Source organism: Roseibium sp. (genome assembly GCF_039982295.1).
Taxonomy (GTDB): domain Bacteria; phylum Pseudomonadota; class Alphaproteobacteria; order Rhizobiales; family Stappiaceae; genus Roseibium.
The window spans coordinates 1-21075 of record NZ_JBDWYP010000041.1; the positions used below are offsets into that span (position 1 = coordinate 1).

The 21075-nt window shown below is 56.9% G+C and carries 17 protein-coding genes and 1 pseudogene; 16 read left to right on the plus strand and 2 right to left on the minus strand.

Features of this window, described 5'->3' with window-relative positions; genetic code table 11:
• The 16 genes and pseudogenes from ABJZ52_RS08140 to ABJZ52_RS08215 form a co-directional block, all read left to right on the plus strand.
• Positions 1 to 307, plus strand: a 307-nt coding sequence (locus ABJZ52_RS08140) for a hypothetical protein (RefSeq protein ID WP_348487736.1), incomplete at its 5' end; no start/stop codon positions are given.
• Positions 252 to 956, plus strand: coding sequence for a lytic transglycosylase domain-containing protein (locus tag ABJZ52_RS08145; protein ID WP_348487737.1), 705 nt, complete (start codon positions 252 to 254; stop codon positions 954 to 956). The genes ABJZ52_RS08140 and ABJZ52_RS08145, both read left to right, overlap by 56 nt.
• Positions 956 to 1246, plus strand: a complete 291-nt coding sequence (locus ABJZ52_RS08150; RefSeq protein WP_096789457.1) for a TrbC/VirB2 family protein — start codon at positions 956 to 958, stop codon at positions 1244 to 1246. Before ABJZ52_RS08145 ends, ABJZ52_RS08150 begins: the two co-directional genes overlap by 1 nt.
• A 7-nt stretch (positions 1247 to 1253) precedes the next feature.
• On the plus strand, positions 1254 to 1532 hold the full coding sequence (locus ABJZ52_RS08155) for a VirB3 family type IV secretion system protein (protein ID WP_348487738.1): 279 nt from the start codon (positions 1254 to 1256) through the stop codon (positions 1530 to 1532).
• Positions 1522 to 3888 (plus strand): type IV secretion system protein B4, encoded by a 2367-nt coding sequence (locus tag ABJZ52_RS08160; protein WP_348487739.1) that lies wholly within the window; start codon positions 1522 to 1524, stop codon positions 3886 to 3888. The genes ABJZ52_RS08155 and ABJZ52_RS08160 overlap by 11 nt, the downstream gene beginning before the upstream one ends.
• Positions 3881 to 4039, plus strand: a complete 159-nt coding sequence (locus tag ABJZ52_RS08165; RefSeq protein ID WP_348398993.1) for a hypothetical protein — start codon at positions 3881 to 3883, stop codon at positions 4037 to 4039. Before ABJZ52_RS08160 ends, ABJZ52_RS08165 begins: the two co-directional genes overlap by 8 nt.
• A complete protein-coding gene (locus tag ABJZ52_RS08170; RefSeq protein ID WP_348398998.1) occupies positions 4023 to 5180 on the plus strand; it encodes a lytic transglycosylase domain-containing protein in 1158 nt (385 codons plus the stop codon). The genes ABJZ52_RS08165 and ABJZ52_RS08170 overlap by 17 nt, the downstream gene beginning before the upstream one ends.
• On the plus strand, positions 5177 to 5956 hold the full coding sequence (locus ABJZ52_RS08175) for a type IV secretion system protein (RefSeq protein WP_348487740.1): 780 nt from the start codon (positions 5177 to 5179) through the stop codon (positions 5954 to 5956). The genes ABJZ52_RS08170 and ABJZ52_RS08175 overlap by 4 nt, the downstream gene beginning before the upstream one ends.
• A 67-nt stretch (positions 5957 to 6023) precedes the next feature.
• Positions 6024 to 6552: pseudogene (locus ABJZ52_RS08180) on the plus strand (type IV secretion system protein).
• Positions 6553 to 6555: 3 nt separating this feature from the next.
• On the plus strand, positions 6556 to 7251 hold the full coding sequence (locus tag ABJZ52_RS08185) for a TrbG/VirB9 family P-type conjugative transfer protein (protein ID WP_215264001.1): 696 nt from the start codon (positions 6556 to 6558) through the stop codon (positions 7249 to 7251).
• Positions 7244 to 8560 carry a TrbI/VirB10 family protein gene (locus ABJZ52_RS08190; RefSeq protein ID WP_348487741.1) on the plus strand — a complete coding sequence of 439 codons (1317 nt, stop codon included), beginning with the start codon at positions 7244 to 7246 and terminating at the stop codon, positions 8558 to 8560. The genes ABJZ52_RS08185 and ABJZ52_RS08190 overlap by 8 nt, the downstream gene beginning before the upstream one ends.
• A 2-nt stretch (positions 8561 to 8562) precedes the next feature.
• Entirely contained in the window at positions 8563 to 9558 is a 996-nt protein-coding gene (locus tag ABJZ52_RS08195; protein WP_215264003.1) for an ATPase, T2SS/T4P/T4SS family, read from the plus strand.
• On the plus strand, positions 9551 to 9742 hold the full coding sequence (locus ABJZ52_RS08200) for a DUF4177 domain-containing protein (protein WP_348487742.1): 192 nt from the start codon (positions 9551 to 9553) through the stop codon (positions 9740 to 9742). Before ABJZ52_RS08195 ends, ABJZ52_RS08200 begins: the two co-directional genes overlap by 8 nt.
• A 9-nt stretch (positions 9743 to 9751) precedes the next feature.
• Entirely contained in the window at positions 9752 to 10750 is a 999-nt protein-coding gene (locus ABJZ52_RS08205) for a type IV secretion system protein (RefSeq protein ID WP_348487743.1), read from the plus strand.
• Between the two features lie 523 nt (positions 10751 to 11273).
• On the plus strand, positions 11274 to 14636 hold the full coding sequence (locus ABJZ52_RS08210; protein WP_348487744.1) for a DEAD/DEAH box helicase family protein: 3363 nt from the start codon (positions 11274 to 11276) through the stop codon (positions 14634 to 14636).
• Between the two features lie 880 nt (positions 14637 to 15516).
• Complete coding sequence (locus ABJZ52_RS08215; protein WP_348399563.1) at positions 15517 to 17232, plus strand: RNase H family protein; 1716 nt, start codon at positions 15517 to 15519, stop codon at positions 17230 to 17232.
• Positions 17233 to 17343: 111 nt separating this feature from the next.
• Here the strand turns inward: ABJZ52_RS08215 and ABJZ52_RS08220 are convergent, their stop codons facing one another.
• Together ABJZ52_RS08220 and ABJZ52_RS08225 are read right to left on the minus strand one after the other, a co-directional pair.
• Positions 17344 to 19236, minus strand: a complete 1893-nt coding sequence (locus ABJZ52_RS08220) for a type IV secretory system conjugative DNA transfer family protein (protein WP_348487745.1) — start codon at positions 19234 to 19236, stop codon at positions 17344 to 17346.
• Positions 19229 to 21075 (minus strand): relaxase/mobilization nuclease domain-containing protein (locus ABJZ52_RS08225; protein WP_348487746.1); only part of this gene is annotated, 1847 nt, incomplete at its 5' end. The genes ABJZ52_RS08220 and ABJZ52_RS08225, both read right to left, overlap by 8 nt.

A 21075-nucleotide genomic window follows, 5' to 3' on the forward strand; every position in this document is an offset into this window, starting at 1 on the left:
AGACGCCCCCAATGTTGTCAGTGAAGACGGGCTGCGCACGCTGCTTGCCGAGGGTCATTCGGCTGATGTTGTGTGCCGGGTTACGCCCAAACGTACAGGTGCTCAGTGGTCCGGAGTTTGGACCGTGCATTGCGTCTCGCCTGATGGCGAGACGCGTCGCCTGCTCGTCACAGCGCGCAACAACATGGCTGCCCGAGAGTTCAAGACAATCAACGGCTTGTCCAGCTTCCTTGCTGGCCTTGGCGTTTCGATTGTCTCGATCCCGATGCTCGAAGGCAAGATCGCGTCTCACAACCTATACGACTAAGGCTAAACCACTTGCCGTCCTGGCAGCATGCATTGCTGTCCCCGCCTATTCCGACGGCTTCGTGCTTTCCATGCGGGCCGATGGCCAGCTGGAGACCAAAGCACCGCAATCAGGTTTCGCGCAGAGCTATGTCGACGGGATCGGCGCAAACCCACCAGAGCTGATCGTGTTTGCCTCCCCTGAGCCTGAAGATCCGCCTCTTGCACCCACCCGAGCAGTTCACCGCCCCGAAATCCTGTCAGCCATTGAAAGCACCGCTCACCGTTATGGTGGGCATCCGGCGTTGCGTCGCGCCGGTCTGTCGGTGACCGAATGGCAGACTCTCTTCCAAGCCAACATCGAAATAGAAAGTGCCTATCGCCCGAATGCGCGTAGTTCCGCAGGGGCGATTGGCCTCGGGCAGTTGATGCCCGCGACGGCCGCGCAGCTCGATGTGGATCCGCATGACTGGCAGGCCAACCTCGACGGCTCTGCACGCTACCTTCTGATGATGTTGGCGCAGTTCGGCACGCCCGAACTCGCACTCGCTGCCTATAACGCGGGGCCAGACGCGGTCGCGCGTTATGGCGGCATTCCTCCTTACCGAGAAACCCAAAATCACGTGCGCCGTGTCATGGCCGTGCGTGATCGACTGACTGGAGCCTCCTGATGCACATACAAATTCGCACGATCCTGTCGCTGGCTCTGGCCAGCTTGATGATTGCCAACCCGGCCTTTGCGCAGAGCATCGACCTTTCGCCGGTGCAGAACCTTTTGCAGGGCATCGTCGATACGATCACCGGCCCCTTGGGTATTGTCATTGGCACCTTGGCTCTGATTGGTGTGTTCCTCTCCTGGCTCTTCGGCATTCTGGATTTCCGCCAAGCCCTTTGGGTGCTTGTTGCGATTGCAGGCATCGCAGCTGCACCGACCATCGTGACCGCGATCTGGGGCGCGTAAGTCCGACATGGCAACCCAAACCCGCCTCTTCCTGGGCCTGATCCGGCCGCCAAAGCTCATTGGGCTGCCGATCATGTATGCGATGGTCTGGCTCTTCGGGTTTGTGTTGCTTTTTTTGTGGGTTCAGAGCTGGCCGGTGATCATCATCGCCGCTCTGGCCTATCCTGCGCTGTGGAAAGCAGCGGATTGGGATCCGGCCTTTCTTGAGGTTATGGTCACTGCGCTGCAGGAAACGCCGCCCACCTCGAACCGCAAGATCCATTCGGGGGACAGCTATGCTCCATGACCCTTCGGATGACCTTGCCATGATGCCGGACTGGGCGCGCAAAGAGCGCACGGTGGCCAGCATGCTACCCTATGTCAGTCTCGTGAATGACGTGACGATCCGCACGCGCGGCAATGCCCTGTTCCAATGCATTCGTCTTGATGGCGTCAACAGCATGACCAGCGATGACGCGCATTTGGAAAAGATCCGCGCGCTCTTTGCTGCGATCATCGCGCAGATCGGACCAGAGTACAGTTTCTACGTGCACAAGGTCTCAAAAGCGATTGAAACTACTTTACCCCCGGTGCCTGAGGATGGGTTTGCCCAAGCCCTGGACACCCGTTGGCAAGCGGCCATGGTACGGGCGGGCCTGCGGGACAAAACGCTCACGCTCACAGTGCTCAAACGTCCTCCCCTCGGCGCTCGGCTGCGCTTGAAGCGCTCAGGCTCAATCGCACAGCTGAAAGACCAGACGGCCAAGCAGCTGCGCAAGCTCGAGGAAGTCGTCGGGTTTCTGCTCTCATCTTTTGCCGATATGAACCCACGCCTGCTTGGGGCTGAGAGCGGCGAACTGCTGGGTTTCCTCGGGGCACTCAATATTGGCCAGGAGCGACCGCTCTTCGCAAAATCCCGCATCGGCATCATTGCCGAGGATGTGGCCAACGCGCGTGTTACGTTTCAGGGGCGAGGCTTTGCGCTCGACGACGGGACGGCGGGCAAGCGTTTTGGCACCACCTTTGCGATCAAGACCTATCCGGCCAAAACCAACTGCACCATGTTTGATGAGCTGAACCTTCCCGTCGACATGATCGTCACCCATTCCTTCACGCCTATTAACAGCAACATCATGGCCAGTCGGATCAAGCGCCAACAGCGCCTGATGAAGGCCAGCGATGACGGCGCGATTTCCCTTGCAGAGGAACTCGTCGACGCGCTCGACGATCTTGAATCCAAGCGGCTGAGCTTTGGCGATCATCACATGACCGTCACGGTTTTCGCCGAGACCGAGGAAAGGCTGGAAACCATAGCGGCCGAGGTGCGCAACATCGCGGCCAGTGAAGGCGTTAATCTGGTGAATGAGAGCTTTGCGGCCCGAACTCATTATTTCGCGCAGCATCCGGGCAATGGGCAGATGCGCAGCCGCAAGGCCGCCATCACAAACACCAACTTTGCTGATCTCGCGGCGCTACATCGCGGTCAACTGGGCAAGCAGGGCGATAGAGTGCCTTGGGGCAAGCCGATCACCCTCTTCCCGACGCCTGAACGCTCGGGCTTCCTGTTCAACTACCATGAGACGGGTCAGCCGGACAAAGAACCGACCGGCGGGCACACCTTGATCCTCGGCCGCCCTGGCTCTGGCAAGTCGGTGTTGTCTGCATTCCTCATGACCCAAGCTCGGCGCTGCGACGCGCGCGTCTTTGTCTTCGACTATCGCGCGGGCATGGAAATGGCGGTTCGGGCCAATGGTGGGCGCTACAGCGCCATCAAGGCCGGTGAAGCCACAGGTCTCAACCCGCTACGCACGGAAATTGATGGGTGCGGGCAAGCATGGCTCTCCGATTGGCTGGCCACGCTTTTGCATCGCACCGACAAGCCCCTGAGCCCGGTCCAAATCAACCGCATTCAAGAGGTAGTGCGCCAGAACGCCGGGGCGAGCGATGCCGCCCTTCGTAACTGGCAGGATTTGGCGTCGCTCTTTGTAGCGGGAGCTGACGAAGGGGATCTGTTCGAGCGGATCCAGGAATGGACTGAAGATGGCCGCTATGGCTGGATCTTCGGGCAAAGCTCTGAGGATACCTTCTCGCTCGATGGTGATGTCGTGGGGTTCGACCTGACCGGCATTCTCGACAGCGAAAGCGAGAAGGAACGCATGGCTGTCCTCTCCTACCTGTTTCGGCGGGTGGAGCGCGTGATCGAGGATCGCAAGCCGACGCTGATCATCATCGATGAAGCCTGGAAGGCGCTGGATAACCCGTATTTTGCCGACAGGCTGAGCAACTGGCTGGTCACGGCGCGGAAACAGAATGCCGTCGTCGTGATGATGACCCAATACGCAAGCCAGCTCGAGAAAACCCGCACTGGCAAGACGATTGTCGAGGCCGTGCCGACACAGCTCTTGCTTCCGAACATCCGCGCCTCGGCCAGCGATTACACCATGCTCGGCCTTACCGAAAAAGAGCTCAGCGTTTTGCTCGGAACGGGAAGCAACTCTCGTCTGGCGCTGGTGCGCGATGATCAAGGCTCTGTTGTTATCGATGCCGATCTGAGCGCCCTTGGCCCCTACCTCACGATCCTTGGCGGCATGGAAAAAGGCGAAGCACTGGTGGGCGCTGATTATCGCCAGAACCCCGAATTTTGGAGACAGATTGATGCGTAGATTGTGCGTAATGACCCTCACCCTTTTGACCCTGACAGCCTGCGCGGAATACCGGCCGTCAGAGGCCGAATGCTTCAACTCCTTTGCCGAGGTCAGCCGCAGTAATTGCAACTTCGAGCTGCTCGGGCCGATTGGTGGTCTCGGTGAGTAAGCATCGCCTGCATATCTTTGCGGGTCTGTTCTGTTTCGCCGCGTCATTGGCCTTTGCCCAAGGCGTGCCCACATTTGATGCGGGCATGTTCTTGCAGCGCGAGCGCGTGCTGCAACAAGGCGAACAAGATCTGGCGCTGCAGCGGGATCGGCTGACCAAAGAGGAAGAGCTTGAAGAGCTCGAGCAAGAACAACTCCAAGCGCTGGATGATATCCTTGATGCCGCAACGCTTGCCAGCGGCAATTCAGGCGCGCTGGTCGCAAGCTTGGAAGCTGGTTCATCGCCAGAGAGCGCCGTTGAAACTCTTTATGGCCCGGTGGACCCGAATCCCGGTGCAGCCCAGATGTTCGGCGATGCCTCGGGATCGATTGAAGAGCTGATCATTCGCGCCGCTCAAGAAACGCACCACATGTCTGGCGTGCACGCGGCGGGCCTATCGCCCAAGCAGTGGCGCTGTCTGTTGCAGGCGTTGATCTGGCAAGAAAGCCGCTTCACCATCGGCGCGCGCTCACCTGTTGGTGCATTCGGCCTGACCCAGATCATGCCCGGTACGGCGCAGGATCTCGGGATTTACCCAGCCTATTATGAAAACCCCTACATCCAGGTCACCGGCGGCGCGCGCTATCTGGCGCAGATGCTGGCCATGTTTGATGGCAACATCATTCGCGGGCTAGCTGCCTACAATGCCGGTCCCGGCAACGTGCAGCGCTACCGCGGCGTGCCCCCTTTCGCTGAGACCCAGCACTACGTTCAGGTCATCCCCGAACGCTACAATCTCTACCTTGCCCGCGTCGGCGGCGTCGATGCGCTTGGCACGATTGATCCCGTCTTGCTTGCCAACTCCACGATGAGCCTGACCTCTTTTGGGGCGGGGGTCTATGGCGACTACTCATTGGTCTCGGTGCAAGCGGCCGCGCTGCGCGTGCAGGACATCATCACCCGCATCGGCGAAACCGACGACATTCACGCGGCCATGTCGCTCAACACCTACGCGCGGGCCGAACTCGCCCGCCTGATCGCAATCCGTACGCGCCTGAAGGCCGCCCATACCCGCCCGCTTAGCTCGGCCGAGCTGGCCATGGCGGCCGCACAGGCCCGCGAACAAGACTTCATGCAATTCGATCTGGAGGCATTCCGATGATCCGCTTTCTTTCTACCGTTGCCACTTGCGCGCTGTTGGTTGCGTCACCCGTATCTGCCCAAGGTGTTCCGACTGTCGACACACGCAACATCGCCCAGGAAATTCGCCAGCTGCAGCAAATGCTGGAGGATTTCGGGATCCAGACCGACCAACTCGACACGCTTCTCAAACAGCTCGACCTGGTGCAGCAGCAACTCGACACGCTCAATGAGACTTACGCCGCCTTGACCGGCGCGACGGATATCATCGAGATGGCTATGGGTGGTGATCTCGACGGCCTACTCGATCAGGAATTCGGCGATCTCCTTGGCACCATCCGGCAAATCCAAAGCGGCGATTTTCGCGGCCTGATCGGCAACGCGGCCCCTCAGATGGAAGGCCGCATGACGCAAGCCCTCGAGGACGCAGGTTTTGACCAAGATACCCTCTCTGACATGGCCAGCAGCGGCAATCCGGGGGCTGAGCGCATTGCCAGCCAGGCGGGCACCGGGGCGGTGATGTCGGCGGCGGCAGAGAACAGTTATGACGAGGCCGCGCAATCGCTGGAACGGGTCGAGCAGCTGGTTTCATTGATCCCCGACATGGAAACGCTCAAGGAAGCCGTCGATCACAACACCCGCGTCACGGCCGAGCTGGCCATCGCCATGACACGCATGTGGGAGCTCGAAGCCATTCAAACAGTCGGCGCGGGCCAATCCGGAGTGGTCGATGCCGCGACGCTGGCCGAAGAGCGCCGCTATATGGATTTCACCCTGCCAGACCTGCGCGCGGACTGACCCCATGAACAGCGAGGCAGAAATCATCGAAGAAGAGCTCGTCTACGGCGCACGACGACGCGAGCTCATGTGGCAGAAACTGGGGCTGACAGGCATGGGGTTTGGCATGGCAGGTTGCCTCGCCGCCGCCCTCGTGGCCCTGTTCGACGTGGACCCGCCGCCCATGATCGTGCCCTTTGATAGCGAAACCGGCATGGCCCTCCCCAATGCCATGGTTGAAGCGGTCTCACTCACGGAACGCCCCGCTATCATCGAGGCACAGGTCTACCGCTATGTGATTGATCGAGAGACCTACAATCAGCTCGACAATGATGTGCGTGTGCGGCGGCCACGAGGCCTATCCGCCCGACAGCTACGGCACAGATGCCCGGCTTGAGGTCGAGGTTCTGTCGATCACTCATATCAGCGCCAATCGTGCCCAGGTGCGCCTGCGCAAGCGGCTCAACTCACCGCGCGGCTCTCAAAACGGACTCTTCACCGCTACCCTGATGTTTGAATTTCGGCCCGAGAATAGCCGGTCGATCGACGATGTCTGGCAGAACCCCTTTGGCTTCACCGTCACCGAATACGCGATCCGCTCGGATCGTTTGGAGTAACCAATGCGCCGCCTGTTCTTGATCCTCGCCGTCCTCGTTCCGTCTGCTGGCATCGCCTATGCAGAAACACAGCCGCGCCAAGGCCCCTTTGATGCCCGCGTCCGGCTGGCCACCTATCAGGACGGGCAGGTCTACCGCATCAGAACCAGTCTGACCCACGTGACCAGCATTGAATTTGGCCAGGGCGAGACCATCCGCTCGATCATTGCTGGCGACACCGAAGGCTTCCTGTTGGACGGAGTGCCCGGTGGTCAGGCCTTTGCGATCAAGCCCGTTACACGCGGCGCGCACACCAATATCACCGTCTACACCAACCGGCGTAGCTACTATTTCAACGTGACCGAGGCGAGTTCGCCGACCTTCTACGTCATTCGCTTCACCTATCCCGAAGCGGCCCCTCGGCAATCGCGTATGGCTGCCACTGCGCCAGCAAACCACGCCTACGGCGTCAGCGCGCGATCCGAGATCACCCCGCGCGAGATTTGGGACGATGGCACCTTCACCTATTTCCGCTTTGCCGCGAATGCCCCATTGCCCGCGATCTTTCGATGGTCCGGTGGCAATGAGCGCAGCGTGAATGCGCTCGCGCGGCCAGATGGCGTGATCCGCGTGTCAGGTGTCAGCACTCGATGGGTTCTCAGGCTCGGCGATGACGAGATCTGCGTCCAAGAGATGAGCGAGGCAAATCCCGATGAGTGAAACAGCTGAGCTTAAGAAACGCCTCGAAGCACTTGAAGGAAAACCACAAAACCGAAAGGCGCGGCCATCTTTTGTCGCCATCACCCTAGGGATTGGGGCAATCGCGGCTCTTGGCGGTTTCTTGCTGTTGTTCTCTGGCGGCTCTGACCCCGACAGCCTGGAAACCGCCTCCCCAGATGAATTCCAAGCGGCCGGTCCGGGGTTTGGAGACCTTGAGCCAACTCCTGCACCGATAGACACATCGCTACCTCCAGCGGAGTCAGAACCAGAAAGCGAGACAGAAGAGCTGCGCGCGCAAATGGACGCTATGCGGTCCGAACTCGAAGCCCTGCGCAAAGCACCTGCGCCTGAAGCCCCAACCGTCGACCTCGAGGCATTGTATACCTTGGGCGCAGAGATCGACGCCCTGCGCAGCGAGGCAGCAGCAACGCAAGCCGCCTTGCGCGAAGAACTGGAAGAACGCGCACGGCAAATCCAGCGTCTGCAGAACGATCTGGAGCTTGCACGCCTGGAAGCCCCGCGCACGCCCGCACCAACCGGCCCCACGGCCGAGGAACTGCGCCTTCAGGAGCTGGAACGGCGGCGGCAAGCCGAACTTGACGAACTCCAAGCCCGCATCGCCAGCCCAATCATCGCCTTTGGCGGCTCGGGTAACGGCAACAATGAAACCGCCGCGCAGCAACGGCGGCTTGATGGCGACACAGACTTTGTCCGCAACGGCGCTGAACCCGCTGAGGTGACCCAGGCCCAGGTGATCGTGAACCCGTCAAACACGGTTGTTCAGGGCACGATGATCCAGGCCGTGCTCGAGACAGCGATAGACAGCTCGCTTGCCGGTCAGGTCCGAGCAATGGTGTCTGAAGATGTCCACGCCTATGACGGCACGCGGGTCTTGATCCCACGCGGGGCGCGGTTGATCGGGCGGTATCAATCCGGCCTAGATATTGCGCAACAACGCGTGACCATCGCCTGGGACCGGATCATTCTGCCCAGTAACCAGACCGTCGAAATCAGCGCCTTCGGTGGTGATGAACTGGGGCGGTCCGGCACAACCGGTTTCGTCGACAGCCGCTTCGGCACACGGTTCGGGTCCGCTGCTCTGATATCACTGATCGGAGCCTTGCCCGCCGTCGCAGCCCAGAACATCGAAGATGAGATCACCTCGGATGTGCTCGAGGGCATTGGCGAAGACCTGCAAGACAGCGCGCAAAGCGTGATTGGCGAATATCTATCTGTATCGCCCGTGATCTATGTCGATCAAGGTGCCCGTGTCACCGTGATGGTTGATCGCGATCTGGAGATTTTCTGATCATGGCGGCCAGCTACCTGCAAAGCTCGATGGACAAGATCCCCGAGGCGCGTGATCCAAAGCTGATCGAGCTTTGCATCAATCCTGACGGCACGCTGTGGGCCGAGTTTCAGGGGGATCACTTTATGCGGCGCGTCAATCGACAGCTCTCGCCCAATGAAATCAAAGACCTTGGCAATCAGATTGCTTCCGCCGCGAACACCACGCTCAGTCGGACCAAACCCATTGTCTCGGTAAGCATCGACTACCGTGACCGCCCAATCCGCGCTCAAGTCATCCAGCCTCCCGCCGTTGATGGCGGTTATGCGATTTCCCTGCGGTTCTTCGCCGACCTGCCATTGGAGCGGATCAAGCTGTCCTATCTCTTCGGCAAAGAGCGCAGCAACGAGGGTGCAAGACGCAAGCGCAATGCCGAGCTGCGCGATGTCGTGGCCACCGGCGACATCGACGCTGCGATCAAGTTCTGCGTCACCCACAAGCTCAATATGATCGTGTCCGGCGGCACCTCGACGGGCAAGACCGTCACGGCGCGCAAGATCCTCTCCTTCGTGCGCGCCGACGAGCGTATTCTCACTATCGAAGAGGCCGCCGAGTTGCGCCCGACACAGCCCAATGTCGTCACGTTGATGTCCGACCGCGATGAACCCTCACGCAGCGCAGATGTCCTCCTGACCTCCACCCTGCGCATGCGACCGGACCGCATCGTCTTGGGCGAAGTGCGCGGCAAAGAGGCCATGACCTTCCTTGAGGCCATAAACACCGGCCATGGTGGCTCACTCACCACGCTACACTCTGAGACTCCTCAGCTGGCGGTCCAGCGCCTGGCCATCGCCGCCCTGAAAACCGATGTGCCCATGACCTACCAGGACATGAACGACTACATCACTCGCTCGATCGATGTGATCATCCAAGCCGGTCGCCATGAAGGCGCACGCGGCATCACCGAATTCTACCTGCCGATTGATCCGGCCCATTCAAAGGAAACAGCCCATGTTTGAATACAAGATTGAACAGATCAACACCGCCAAAACCAAGCCACCGAAGATCGAAGCGCAGCTGACCGCCCTTGGCCAAGCTGGCTGGGAGCTGGTGTCGGTGGTGCCGGATTTCGACGGTGAGCACATTCTGAAAGCCTTCCTGAAACGCGACATCTGGCGTGTCAAACCGACCGAGAAAGCATAGGAGCACCCTATGGGCGTCGTCACCTGGATGGTTGAGACAACCGACAACTTTCTGGACGACGCGGCCCAAACCACCTTTGGCAACGTCGCCGGTCAACTTGGCGGGGTCCTTGCCGTGGCTTCGACGCTCGCCGTGATCGGCGTCTTCCTCAACATGGTGTTTCAGTACAAATCCATGGATGGGCGGACCGCCTTCTGGTTCGCCCTCAAGCTCATGCTGATCTCCCTCTTTGCGATGAACTGGGTCCAATTCAACGCGGTGGCCAGCGCCCTCATCAACGGGCTCGACCAGCTCGCGGGTGGCATGGTGGCAGGACTTGGCGGCGGCGGTGCAGGTGCATCCTACTTTGCCGGGGCCTTTGACGATCTCATCGAAGAATTCGGCGACTACCTGAACGCGGCTGGTGACAACATGCATTGGATGGCCGGAGCTCTGATCGGTGCGATCGGCGCATTCCTTTTGGGCGTCATCGGCGCGCTCTGCGGGCTTGTTCTGATTTTCGCGAAGATCATGCTGGCATTCATGATCGGCATCGCACCAATCATGATCGCGCTTTCGTTGTTCGATGTCAGCAAGGACTATTTTCACCGTTGGCTGTCCAGCACAGTGTCTTACGCGCTCTACCCCCTCGTGATCGCAGGCGTGTTTTCCACCGTTGTCGGCATGTCACGCTCGTTGATGACAGAACTCGGAGATCCGTCCGGCGCGAGCAACATCGGCGCGCTGGTGCCCTTCTTCATGATGATGTTTCTCGCAGGCGGCATGATTATCGCCACCCCGCTGATCGTCCGCTCAATCTCAGGCAATTTCATGATGGTCGGACCGCCGAGCATTCCGGGTCCGGGCGGTTTCACCAAGGGTTTGATCGGCACCAAAGGCTCACGGGCACGGGCACGGTTTGGGACGAGGTCGAATGCAGAGATTGCAGGAGCTGGAATACGGCAAGCGGGTGATGCAGGTGTTTCGATGGTTCAGAAGGTGGCTGAACGGGCGAAGCGGTTGCAATAGAGGATTTTCGGCCTAAAGGAGACATTCACCCATTGATCGCCATGCTGCGATTGGGCCCGTCAGACCGGCCGTTCGCTGCGCTCGCAAGGCCTATGCTCTGACGGAGGCAAGTTTACTGAAGCTTTCGAAACTGCCGTTGGCGTTTTGATATGAGGGCGTACACTGGGCGTGTCAAAAAATTCTGTCCTGACAGTCCCTTCGGGCGCATGCGATTTTGCGATGAAGGCTATGTCAGCAAAGATTTCGCCGCCGAGTTAGGCGCAGTTCTCCTCTGTGTCGACCTCGTGAGGGCTTCTAAAGATCGCGATGATCATGAACCCTGTTTCGATTCGTAGCTCACCGCGTTGAAGAATGACAAACGCGTGATTTTTTCTTCCGCTGCGCATGCGCAGCGCGCTGCTGATTACCTGCATGGACTTCAATTTGATGATCGGGCCGCCACTTAGGCGGTCCTTTCTATCGCAATATTAAGATGTTACGCTTTCAGCTCTGGGGCGAGCTGTAGCGCCTGTTTGGTACGTATTTGGATAAGAAATTGAATTTAAGACACCTCATTGCCGACGGGCGGACTTCATTGCATGCGGATGTGATTGATGCGCGGGCATTCGGTCAAGACATTCGACGTCTTCAATCCTACGGGTTTTGGGAGGCGGCAGACGATGCCCCCGGTCTTTGGGAACATCAGCAAGCGGCTATCGGGACAGTGGTCGCTTATCTAAACGGCGACAAAGCAATTCCTGAGCGTCCGGAACAAATTGAAGCCGCTCTTCTCAAATTACCAACCGGCACAGGGAAGTCTGGGATTGTTGCCGTCCTGGCGCGCTGCCTGCCAGACGTGCGGCGTGTACTTGTTCTAACGCCTCGCACAGCACTCACAAAACAATTGATCGCCGATATTCGCCATCGTTTCTGGAAGCACATGGGTTACGAAGTTGATGCAACCGCCCTTTTTACCGGTGATGCTCAAACTATGGGAACGGCACTCGACGATGTTTATGTTGAGCAACTTCTGCCAAGTGGTGCCCGGCAAATTGTTCACAATCTCGGTGGGGAAGATGTGGATAGGGCCATTCTGGTCGGCACGCATCATGCCCTCGGTGCCATTCGGAAAGCGGCGTTCGATCCCGATGCACCTGGCTCAGACGCCTGCCAAGCTATGCTCGCGGAGATACGTGACAATTTCGATTTGGTTATCGTAGATGAAGGCCACTACGAACCAGCAGTGTCGTGGTCCCGTGGTGTTAGGGAGTTCAATTTACCAACGCTTCTTCTAAGCGCCACACCCTATCGAAATGACTACAAGTCGTTCAGGGTGCGGGGCCGCTATCTCTTCAACTTTCCGCACGCGCAAGCCATTGAGCGAAAGATAATACGTCCTGCCGAAGTCATTCTTCCTGCTGTTGAACCAGAGGGCGACCGGCAAGCTGCTGTAGTTCAGTTTGTCGAAATCTTGCATCAAGAACTTTCTGACAGGCTCGCCGCTGCAAGAAACTGGTTTCGCGATGGCACCGAACCGAAAGTCATGGTGCGTGGTGATGACCTAGATACGCTGTATATGCTTCAATCCGAAATTGACCGCGTCTTTGAGACTCAGTCTCTAGTGATACATGATCGCGCCAGGAGGACTCCTCAAAATCAGAATCGATTTACCAGCGTTGCATCTGCTCAGCACAATCGTGCTGATGCCACTTTTTGGATTCATCAGTACAAGTTGATGGAAGGCATTGATGATCCCGCATTTGTCGCCGTCGGCATCTTTGATCTCATGGGCAATGCGCGTCAACTCGTACAGCAGATTGGCCGGGCCACACGACATTCAAAGGGCGATGCGCGCTTTCGACAAACAGGGTGGGTCCTTGGTTCTCCGGCTAACGCATCACGAATTCACACTGCCTGGGAACGCTATAAGGGCTATGAGGACTATGCTGCACGAAAGACTGAGCACATCGTTAGCAACGAAGTGACTCTGCCTGACCGTTTGCTCGAATACATGGCCGAATATCAATATATCAGCGGTGAATTTCGAGGGCGGTTTGAGTTTGAACAACCGCTTGCAGCAGTTGATATCCAGCTTCCCCAATCCGCTGCCGTTCTCAAAACAATTGATCCTCTTCCCAATATTCAGGTCTTTGGATCGGTCATCGAAGAAGCGATCATGGATAAAGATCGCTTCAAGATTACGCCCGTAGACGGCATGCCGGGCAATGCTCTGGGGTTTTCTTACTACGCTTGGCGCAATTCACCTTATCTGATTGACCGTTTCTTTTCTGAATGGAAGCTCGGGATATTTGTCGCAGTCCAGCAGGGCGAGTTTGTGTTCATGCACGATACCGAAGGACTTGTTGTCGATATGGCTGGCCTCAAGCTAAAGCGCGCTGGTCGCTCTCTCATGGAGAAGGCCTTTCCGAAAGACGGCGAAGACAATGCTTCTCGCCTTTCACGCATGTCTTTCTCTTCACTCGATATGTCGCAGCACGCTATTCGCGGCATGGCCATGCGAACACGGTCCTTTGCCGACGTATTCACTGACTTACTTGACCCATCGCTCGTGCCTTCGACGGCGGCGGGTTTTGTAGATGGCAGCGCTAGATATGTTGGGTTTGGGCGCTCGCGCTTGCGAGATGCATCTGAACGCTATGTCCCTATAGCCGAGTATGTTGGGTGGACGGCAGAAGTTGCCGCCGAGCTAAGTGACAATGGTCGTTCTCGAAGCCCTGTGTTCGATCGCTATGCTGCCGTCGTTGAAGATGTCACGACCGAAGATGCCCAGCCAGTCTCCATCCTTATTGATCCGTCACTGGACGACATGCGTGACGATGACGTTGGGGGAGCGGCTTTCGTCTTGCATGAGGATGTCAACTACTTCGATCTGTGTTCAGACGTTGATGAAGCGAATGGAAACTTCACGATCGAAATCGATGATCAGGAAATCCAGTGTTCAGTGGAGTTCGTTGAGGAAACAGGCAAGTATCGCATTGAAAGCGATGAACTGAACGCGCGCTTTCCGGCACAAGAACGGGACGACCGCCGTCAAGGCCAAACGCTTGTTCAGCGTCTAAACCAGCGACAGTCATTTCGCGTTCTCACCTCTCGTCAGGGCGTGATTTACTCAGAAGGAAACTTCTACGAGCCACGCGTTCGCTGGCAACTCGAAGATGGAAGCACCCCGATTTTGGACTATGTTTTGGCCTCTCCGTCACTTGATCAGGTGAATTCCGAGAAAGGTGAAAATCACTTCGCGCCCAACAGGAGCATTTGGCACCAGCAGTCAATCTTTGGAGTCTTTTCTGCTACCTGTGAAGGACAACGTGCTGCCGATGGAATACCTGACGATGAGCTGACTGCCGCAATTGAAGCCCTGCCGATTTGGTTATGTGATGATGACGGTCAGGAAGTTGCCGACTTTATTGGACTTGATCCAGACAACAAGAAAATGGTTCTCGTGCACGCGAAGGTCGGAAGTCAGGGACCCAATGGTCGCGGTTTTAATGTAGGCGGATTACAGGTCGTCGGGCGGCAGGCCCTTGCAAGCTTAGGATTCATTTCACTCGGAAGACCTTCACCTGTTTGGACGGCAGAGCGGTGGCAGAGTGAAGTTCAAGCGAACGCTGCTACCCTTGCTGGCCGAAACCGAATGTTTCGCCATCCTGCTGGCTTAGACGCCGAGGACGTCAATGAGCTACTGATTTCTGCTTGCAGAAATCCCTCCTTTGACAAGGAAATCTGGATTGTTGGGGCTAAGATGACGCACCGACAGGTGCTTGAAGATGGCCTCGCACAGGAACAGCTCCAGAACCGGCTGCGACAGTTCCTGATGCACTGGGATGCCATGCAGACTTCTTGTGCGCGAGCAAATGCGAAACTGAAGTTTTTTTGTTCTGATTAGTCGCGTCCTGCGTGCAAGATCGATCTCTTGGTAACCGAGTGCGCTTCTAACGCAGTCTGGGCCCATTGCTGCCTTTGTGCAAAGATGCCACTTTCATTGCATCAATCGCATTTCTTGAACACTTGGGGCGCAAAGCAGGTTAGCAGAAGCGAGTTTTAGTCGATACGGTAGCATTCACTAATCTCTGTCTCAGTAAAAACTACGACATCCAAGATGTAGGGGCAATTTCCAGTTTGCTCCCACCCCCTTGTATCGAACCATACGGCGCCCTACATTTAAACTGCTTTGTTCTTCACAAGAAATGCGGGCTCACACTGAGCGCCGTGAAGATTGATAAGGGCGGGTTGGCGATTGGTTATGAACCGAGGACCGGCCTACAGGGTGCCGACGACGTCGTTCACGATAATGGCGGTGAAGGTCCTGGTGAGCAAATGGTGAGCCTTGCCTCTGAGTTGGCCATAGCCCTTCATTTCTCCGATGAAATGAAGCTTCGGGTGGTCATTAGAGTTTCTTTACGGCTTCGCCTGGACGCGGCGCGAGATTTCTTCTTGCAATCGGCCCGAAAAAGGTAAGCTACCTTATGGAGGTCTGTGCGATGGAAATCGGCGCAAATAAAAACATGTCAGCATGTCATGCTGGCGCAAGGCCGCTTCGGCAACTTGTCGAGGCGCGTTCATTTCGCTGATTTTGATCTGCGGGCTCACACTGAGCGCCGTGAAGATTGAGAAGGGCGGGTTGGCGATTGGTTATGAACCGAGGACCGGCCTACAGGGTGCCGACGACGTCGTTCACGATAATGGCGGTGAAGGTCCTGGTGAGCAAATGTTGCGTTTAGAGGTAGGGCGAGGCTTTCCGATGTCGTCTGCCAGAGAGCACGTAAATGGGAAAATTTTTTACAAAGGCCACGGAGCAGAAAACACTCTTTTCAGCCTGGAGAAAGATTAGGTCTAATGGACTGAGATCAACTTCCTTCGAGACCAGAACGGGCATAGAGAAGTTTGATCGTGACGCAATCAGCAACGTTAAGAAGATTCAACGCTCTCTGCGAACAGGTAAGTTTGAGTTTGAGCCTCAATATGGCGCGACTGTAAAAAAAGGCAGCGGTGGCAAGCGCGGCATCGTAATGGCGTCAGTCCAGAACAGAATAGTAGAGCGAGCTTTGCTTGAAACCCTGCAAGAAAAGTCGAAGTTTATTAAGGCCGTCAACTCTCATCCGACAAGTGTCGGTGGGGTTCCGAACCGGAGTGTTCCGCATGCTCTCCAAATGATTGATGAAGCGTTTCGCTCCGATCAAACCCAGTTCGTTCGATCCGACATATCAGGGTTTTTTGATCATATACCGCGTTCATCAGTCCTTGAACGCATCGCAGAAGATGTAGATGATGATGCTTTCAACCAGTTGCTGAGAGCTGCTACTACGACCACGCTATCAAACGAGGTCGCACTTGGTGAAGATCGATCTATTTTCCCAACGAACGAAGAAGGTGTGGCGCAAGGATCGCCGTTGTCTCCGCTGTTTGGCAATATCCTGCTCTACGATTTTGATATTAAGTTCAATGATAGAGGTGTGATCTGCATCCGTTTCATTGACGACTTTCTGCTGCTTTCAACATCTGAAAAAAGATGTAGGCGCGCCTTTGTGTCCGCCCAAAATTTCCTAAAAGAGATGAAGTTAGACTGTCACGATCCTTTTCAATTGGCTGCAGACAAGAACAAGACTGAATATGGCGACGCTCGCTTAGGTGGGTTTTGGTTCTTGGGGTACGCCTGCCAACCAGGATTATTTCAGCCCTCACCCAAAGCACGAGCAAGCATCTTGAAGTCCATCGATGAGCATTTTTCAAACGGCAGATCTGCGATTAAAGAAGTGCGGAGAGCGAAGGATAGCTTCGCTGTTCGTCAACGCTATACACAAACACAAACACTCATTGACCAAGTTCTGCGTGGATGGGGCGAGGCTTTTGCCTATTCTACTTCACGCTCCACAATGAAAGATCTAGACAAGAAAATTGACGTTAAGATTGAGAATTTTCGCAAGTGGTACGCACAGCAGGCTCAATCGATGAATGCTGAAGATAAGCGCCGCACAGGTGGAATAGGCTTGCTCGCCGACATCAAGCCAAAGTTCTTTGAGGATGCACCAATCGTTCTGCCAAAAAATAAGCGATTTCGGACGAGCAAGAACACGGTTACAATTTCAACTGATGGCTCTGTGCTGACTTCGGGTAAGAAGCGCGGTAAGGACCAAGGCCCGGGAGGTTGGGCGTACGTAGTTCATGACACGGCAGATGAACAATCTGGCGGCGAGGCATCTACCACCAACAATAGGATGGAGCTTCGCGCGGTTCTGGAGGCACTTCTTTCCTTACCGTCGGGTGCTTCTGCAATCATACGCACCGACAGCAGGTATGTTGAGAACGGCTTCAATAAAGAAACGGCTTTAAAAACAAACATTGATCTCTGGAAAAAGCTACAGCACGAGGCCGAAACGAGATATATCAAGGTCGTTTGGCTCAAAGGTCATGCTGGTGATCTGCACAATGAACGGGCTGACAAGCTGGCAGGCCTCGCTGCAGCCAAACAAAGTCAGCCGTAAATCAAGGGTGATGAGCTGTTGCGAAGCAGCCTTCCACGGTCACAGAGGTGTCCGCTTTTAAAGTTGTCGGTTAAACATTTGCAGCTGCAGCGAAAGTCCAGAATCCCCCTTTCATCCCTGTGTTGCGTCTTTCATGAATCTCTCCACTCGATCTGTTCCTGCCTGATACTCATCCAAATTTGCCTTTTCGCCTGACACAGCACCCCGTCCTTCTTTGGCCAAACCGTCGATCTCTTCGCGCCGCTTCCTGCCACCGTCAGGGCCCTCATTTGAAACCACTCTCGGCACCTCAAGCGCCCCAATCTTTGCCTCCAGCGCCTTGATCTGCCCTTGCAGGCCGCGCATTTGGTCGCCGGCGGACGGATACGGCAGATCGCCGCTTTGCCTGTCGAAAATCTGCTTAAAGAACCGATCCTCATAGTATTTGATCCGCTTGGCTCGCAAAGGCATTTGCGCATCGACCACAAGAACGATGTCATCAAGATCCATGCGCCGTGCTTCGTCCTCAGGTAACAATGCAGTTTCTTCTGTCCGTTCGGACATGCTGCGCCCGGCAAAAGGGTTGCGCCCGACGGAGCGCGAGCGGGTTACGACTCGTTTGGTGGTTTTGCCAACGGCTTTGCTGAGCTCTTCGATGGTTTTTTCATCTGAAGGGGTCAGATAAAGCTTGATGCCTGCGTTGCCCTGCAGGGCACGACGGGCATTTTCTCCGTAGATCTCATCGAGCGCAGGGATGGTCTGGGTGACGATCGCGAGATTGGCCCGGTAGGATCTCAGCGTCTCGATACTGTCGAGCACGATCGGCATTTTGCCTAAGCGATTGAACTCATCGAGCATGATCATCACCGGCCAAGGTTCGTCCTTGCCGGGTTCATGGTCTTGCAGAGCTGCCAACAAGTCCGAGAAGAACAAGCGGATCAGCGGCGCAAGCGGTTTAACCATCAGCGGCTCGACGACGAGGTAAACCGAAAACGGCGATTTTCGGATGTCGCGGAAGTCGAAGTCTGAGGTTGCGGTTGCACGGTCGATGGCGGGGTTGGACCATTGTTTGAGGCCAGATGTCATCAAGAGCGACAGGTAAGAGGTCAGCGTGTCGTTGTTGGTCGAGGCCATGCGCATGAAGATCAGCTTGGCGGCCGGGTTGACCACTTCGTCGGCGCGGCGGCGATATTCCTTCTGCTTGTCACCGCCCGAGGCCGTGATCCGGTAGATCTCGCCAAGGGTCGGCCGCTTTCTCTCGAACGCCAAAAGTCCTGCCGCCACGAATAAGTCAATGCCGCCATCAAGGAGCCCCTGAACGCGATCGCTATCCGCTTGCAGGAACAGCGAAGCCAAGAGTTGCAGCTCCATCTGCTGGCGGTCGACGTTTTCCAGCGCCGATATGCGCAGCAATGGATTGTACCGGTGCGAACGGCCGTCCTTCCAATCTGTTGGCGCGAACCTGAACACCTTGTCGCCCTGCGCGGTCCTGTGGCGCGCTGTTGCCTCAAAGTTCTCGCCTTTCACGTCCAGCACCACCGCACTGCCCTGATAAGTCAAAAGGTTCGGGATGACGAACCCAGTTGTCTTGCCGCGTCCGGTCGGGGCCACGATCAAGGCATGGGGAAAAACCTTGGACATCACGAAAGGTTTGCGGCTCTTGGGCTTACCGATTTTCCCGAGGACAAAGCCGTGGCCGGGCTTGCCGAAAAAGCCGTTCCGTTTCATCTCGGACATGTGCTGCCAATGGGTTTCTCCAAATTTGGTCAGCGCATCGTTCATCAAGACCGCACTAAGCAAAACACCGCCACCAGTGCTGATCCCGACGATCAGGTGAACGATCTGCATATCGTCCGGCTGGGCTTCCCGAAAATCCACATAGCCGCGCGCCAGCATCAGGAAATCGATATCCGCCCCGACCCCGAACCAGCGGAACGTCAGAAAAGCCGACGCCAGGACATACCCAAGAACCGCGCCAAGAAGAGCAAAGCTCATGACGCCGAGTGCGATCCGCCCCTTACCCATGCGTCACACCCTTTTCGCCATCGGCATCGACATGCCGCTCGCGTCGAACATCAATTTCTTCATTGGCGATCTCGTCGAGGACATGCTCCATCGCCAAACTGTTCGCCAGAGCGGCATCGCTCTGCAGATAGGCCTTGGCCGCATAGAGCCGGTCCAGGCGGTCTTCGATATGTTCCTCCAGCGCGGTCTCATCGCCAATCGCTAAGTCCCGGGTACCCTCTTCACCGACCAGTTCCTCCAGCTCGGCGCGCAAGGTCTCGCGCTCCAGATCGCTGCGGAATGGATCTGCGGTTGGGTCGTCCCTCATGCGGCTCAGTATTTCAGCAGTGGTCGGCGGCAGCCGGTCGATGATGGCTTCCTGCCGGTCGGTCTCCACCGTCCCACTGTCTTTGAGAACCTCAGCATCTGCCAACACACCGCCCAGATCACTGTGCACCTCGTCAAGGCGGTCGATCGCCTTCTCCAGCTCATCGGCGCGTGACAGGTCAAAGCCTTCCTTCTCGGCAATTGCCTTAAGATCATGTCCAAGCCATTGCCGTTCCAGCGCGGCATTGCCCGCGCCGATTTCGACGCGACGCGTCACCTCTTGCGCGTCAATGCCGGTGCCTTTCAAAGCCTGCTGAAGACGTTTGGAAAGAGCTGGATCCTGCAAAGCGCCTTGGGCCTCGGCCCGGATATTCGCAGCGGAATAGATCCCACTTTGGGACGCGTCTTCGAGCAAGGTGTGGGACTGCGTTCCCATTGGGCTGAGATGTGACAAAGAGCGATAGATGTCGTTCAGCTCATGCTCCAGCGCAGCACGCCGCTCCATTGGGGCGTCAGCGACAATGCGTTCGGCTTGGTTGATCTTGTCGTGAAAGGCATCCACGACCTCATCAAACGAGTGCTGTTCTTCGGCCATGCCATATACCTTTCCATCTGCTTCTATCGGTTTGCCCTGCGCCAAAAGCGTCGCGGCCTTGTCCAAGGCCGCGGCAATGTCATGCTGGTTCTCGCGCGAGGCCTCGGCGGCCAGGCCGCGATAAAGCCGCGCGTTCTGCGCCACGTCCGCCAAGGCGCGGTCCAGCTCGGGGGCCACGCGCTCGCGCTCGGTCGGCTTCTGGCCCGTGGCTTCCGCGCGACGCTGGTCAACATCGCTTGGCCTTTTTGTCGTGATCCCACGTTCGAGCTTTCGGGTCGCCTCGAGGCGCAGCCCATAGCGGTCGGACACCTCCACCATCGCCTCGCGAAAACTGTCGTAGTTGAAGTGGTGGCCTTCCTTCAGAAAGAAGAATTCACCGTCCTTGCTGCGCCGGTTCAGGACGATATGAGCGTGTGGGTGGTCCCGGTCCTCATGCACGGCAGCGATGTAGTCAAAGTGGCTGCCCTCGCCCTGAAAGAACCGCTCGCAAATCTCGCGCGTGATCTCGGCGACATCCTCGCCGCGCGTGCCAATTGGGAAGGCCATCAAGAGATGCGAGGTATGTCCCAGCTTGGGATGAAACCCCTCATTCCATTGCGCTGAAAACCGGCGCGTGACCTGCTCGATCTCTTTGGCTGACAGAACGCTTTGGCCGTCATGGGTGCCACGGCTGTCGATGATAAAGCTCGACTTGGTGGTCAGGTATTCCAGCTGGTTGCGCAGCTGCGTTTTGTTGTGCGTGCCACCGTCGCGAATGGCTTTGAAGATCGCGGGTGAATGCCCCATGGCGGCGCGCGCCATTTGCTTCGCACGGGCGCGCGGGACGCTGCCGCGAATGCGGCTCCAGTCACGATCGAAGAAGGCCTCCTGCGCGGCGGCAACGGCGCTATTCTGAGCCATCGGCAAATCCTCCCAGAACGCGGGCAACCTCGCCAGAC

What these genes read in the sequence shown, in the direction of transcription:
- ABJZ52_RS08160 (WP_348487739.1), top strand. Translation starts at nt 1,522, where the DNA reads ATGCTCCATGACCCTTCGGATGACCTTGCCATGATGCCGGACTGGGCG.
- ABJZ52_RS08165 (WP_348398993.1), top strand. Translation starts at nt 3,881, where the DNA reads ATGCGTAGATTGTGCGTAATGACCCTCACCCTTTTGACCCTGACAGCC.
- ABJZ52_RS08200 (WP_348487742.1), top strand. Translation starts at nt 9,551, where the DNA reads ATGTTTGAATACAAGATTGAACAGATCAACACCGCCAAAACCAAGCCA.
- ABJZ52_RS08220 (WP_348487745.1), bottom strand. Translation starts at nt 19,236, where the DNA reads ATGGGTAAGGGGCGGATCGCACTCGGCGTCATGAGCTTTGCTCTTCTT.
- ABJZ52_RS08150 (WP_096789457.1), top strand. Translation starts at nt 956, where the DNA reads ATGCACATACAAATTCGCACGATCCTGTCGCTGGCTCTGGCCAGCTTG.
- ABJZ52_RS08195 (WP_215264003.1), top strand. Translation starts at nt 8,563, where the DNA reads ATGGCGGCCAGCTACCTGCAAAGCTCGATGGACAAGATCCCCGAGGCG.
- ABJZ52_RS08175 (WP_348487740.1), top strand. Translation starts at nt 5,177, where the DNA reads ATGATCCGCTTTCTTTCTACCGTTGCCACTTGCGCGCTGTTGGTTGCG.
- ABJZ52_RS08215 (WP_348399563.1), top strand. Translation starts at nt 15,517, where the DNA reads ATGGGAAAATTTTTTACAAAGGCCACGGAGCAGAAAACACTCTTTTCA.
- ABJZ52_RS08185 (WP_215264001.1), top strand. Translation starts at nt 6,556, where the DNA reads ATGCGCCGCCTGTTCTTGATCCTCGCCGTCCTCGTTCCGTCTGCTGGC.
- ABJZ52_RS08190 (WP_348487741.1), top strand. Translation starts at nt 7,244, where the DNA reads ATGAGTGAAACAGCTGAGCTTAAGAAACGCCTCGAAGCACTTGAAGGA.
- ABJZ52_RS08205 (WP_348487743.1), top strand. Translation starts at nt 9,752, where the DNA reads ATGGGCGTCGTCACCTGGATGGTTGAGACAACCGACAACTTTCTGGAC.
- ABJZ52_RS08155 (WP_348487738.1), top strand. Translation starts at nt 1,254, where the DNA reads ATGGCAACCCAAACCCGCCTCTTCCTGGGCCTGATCCGGCCGCCAAAG.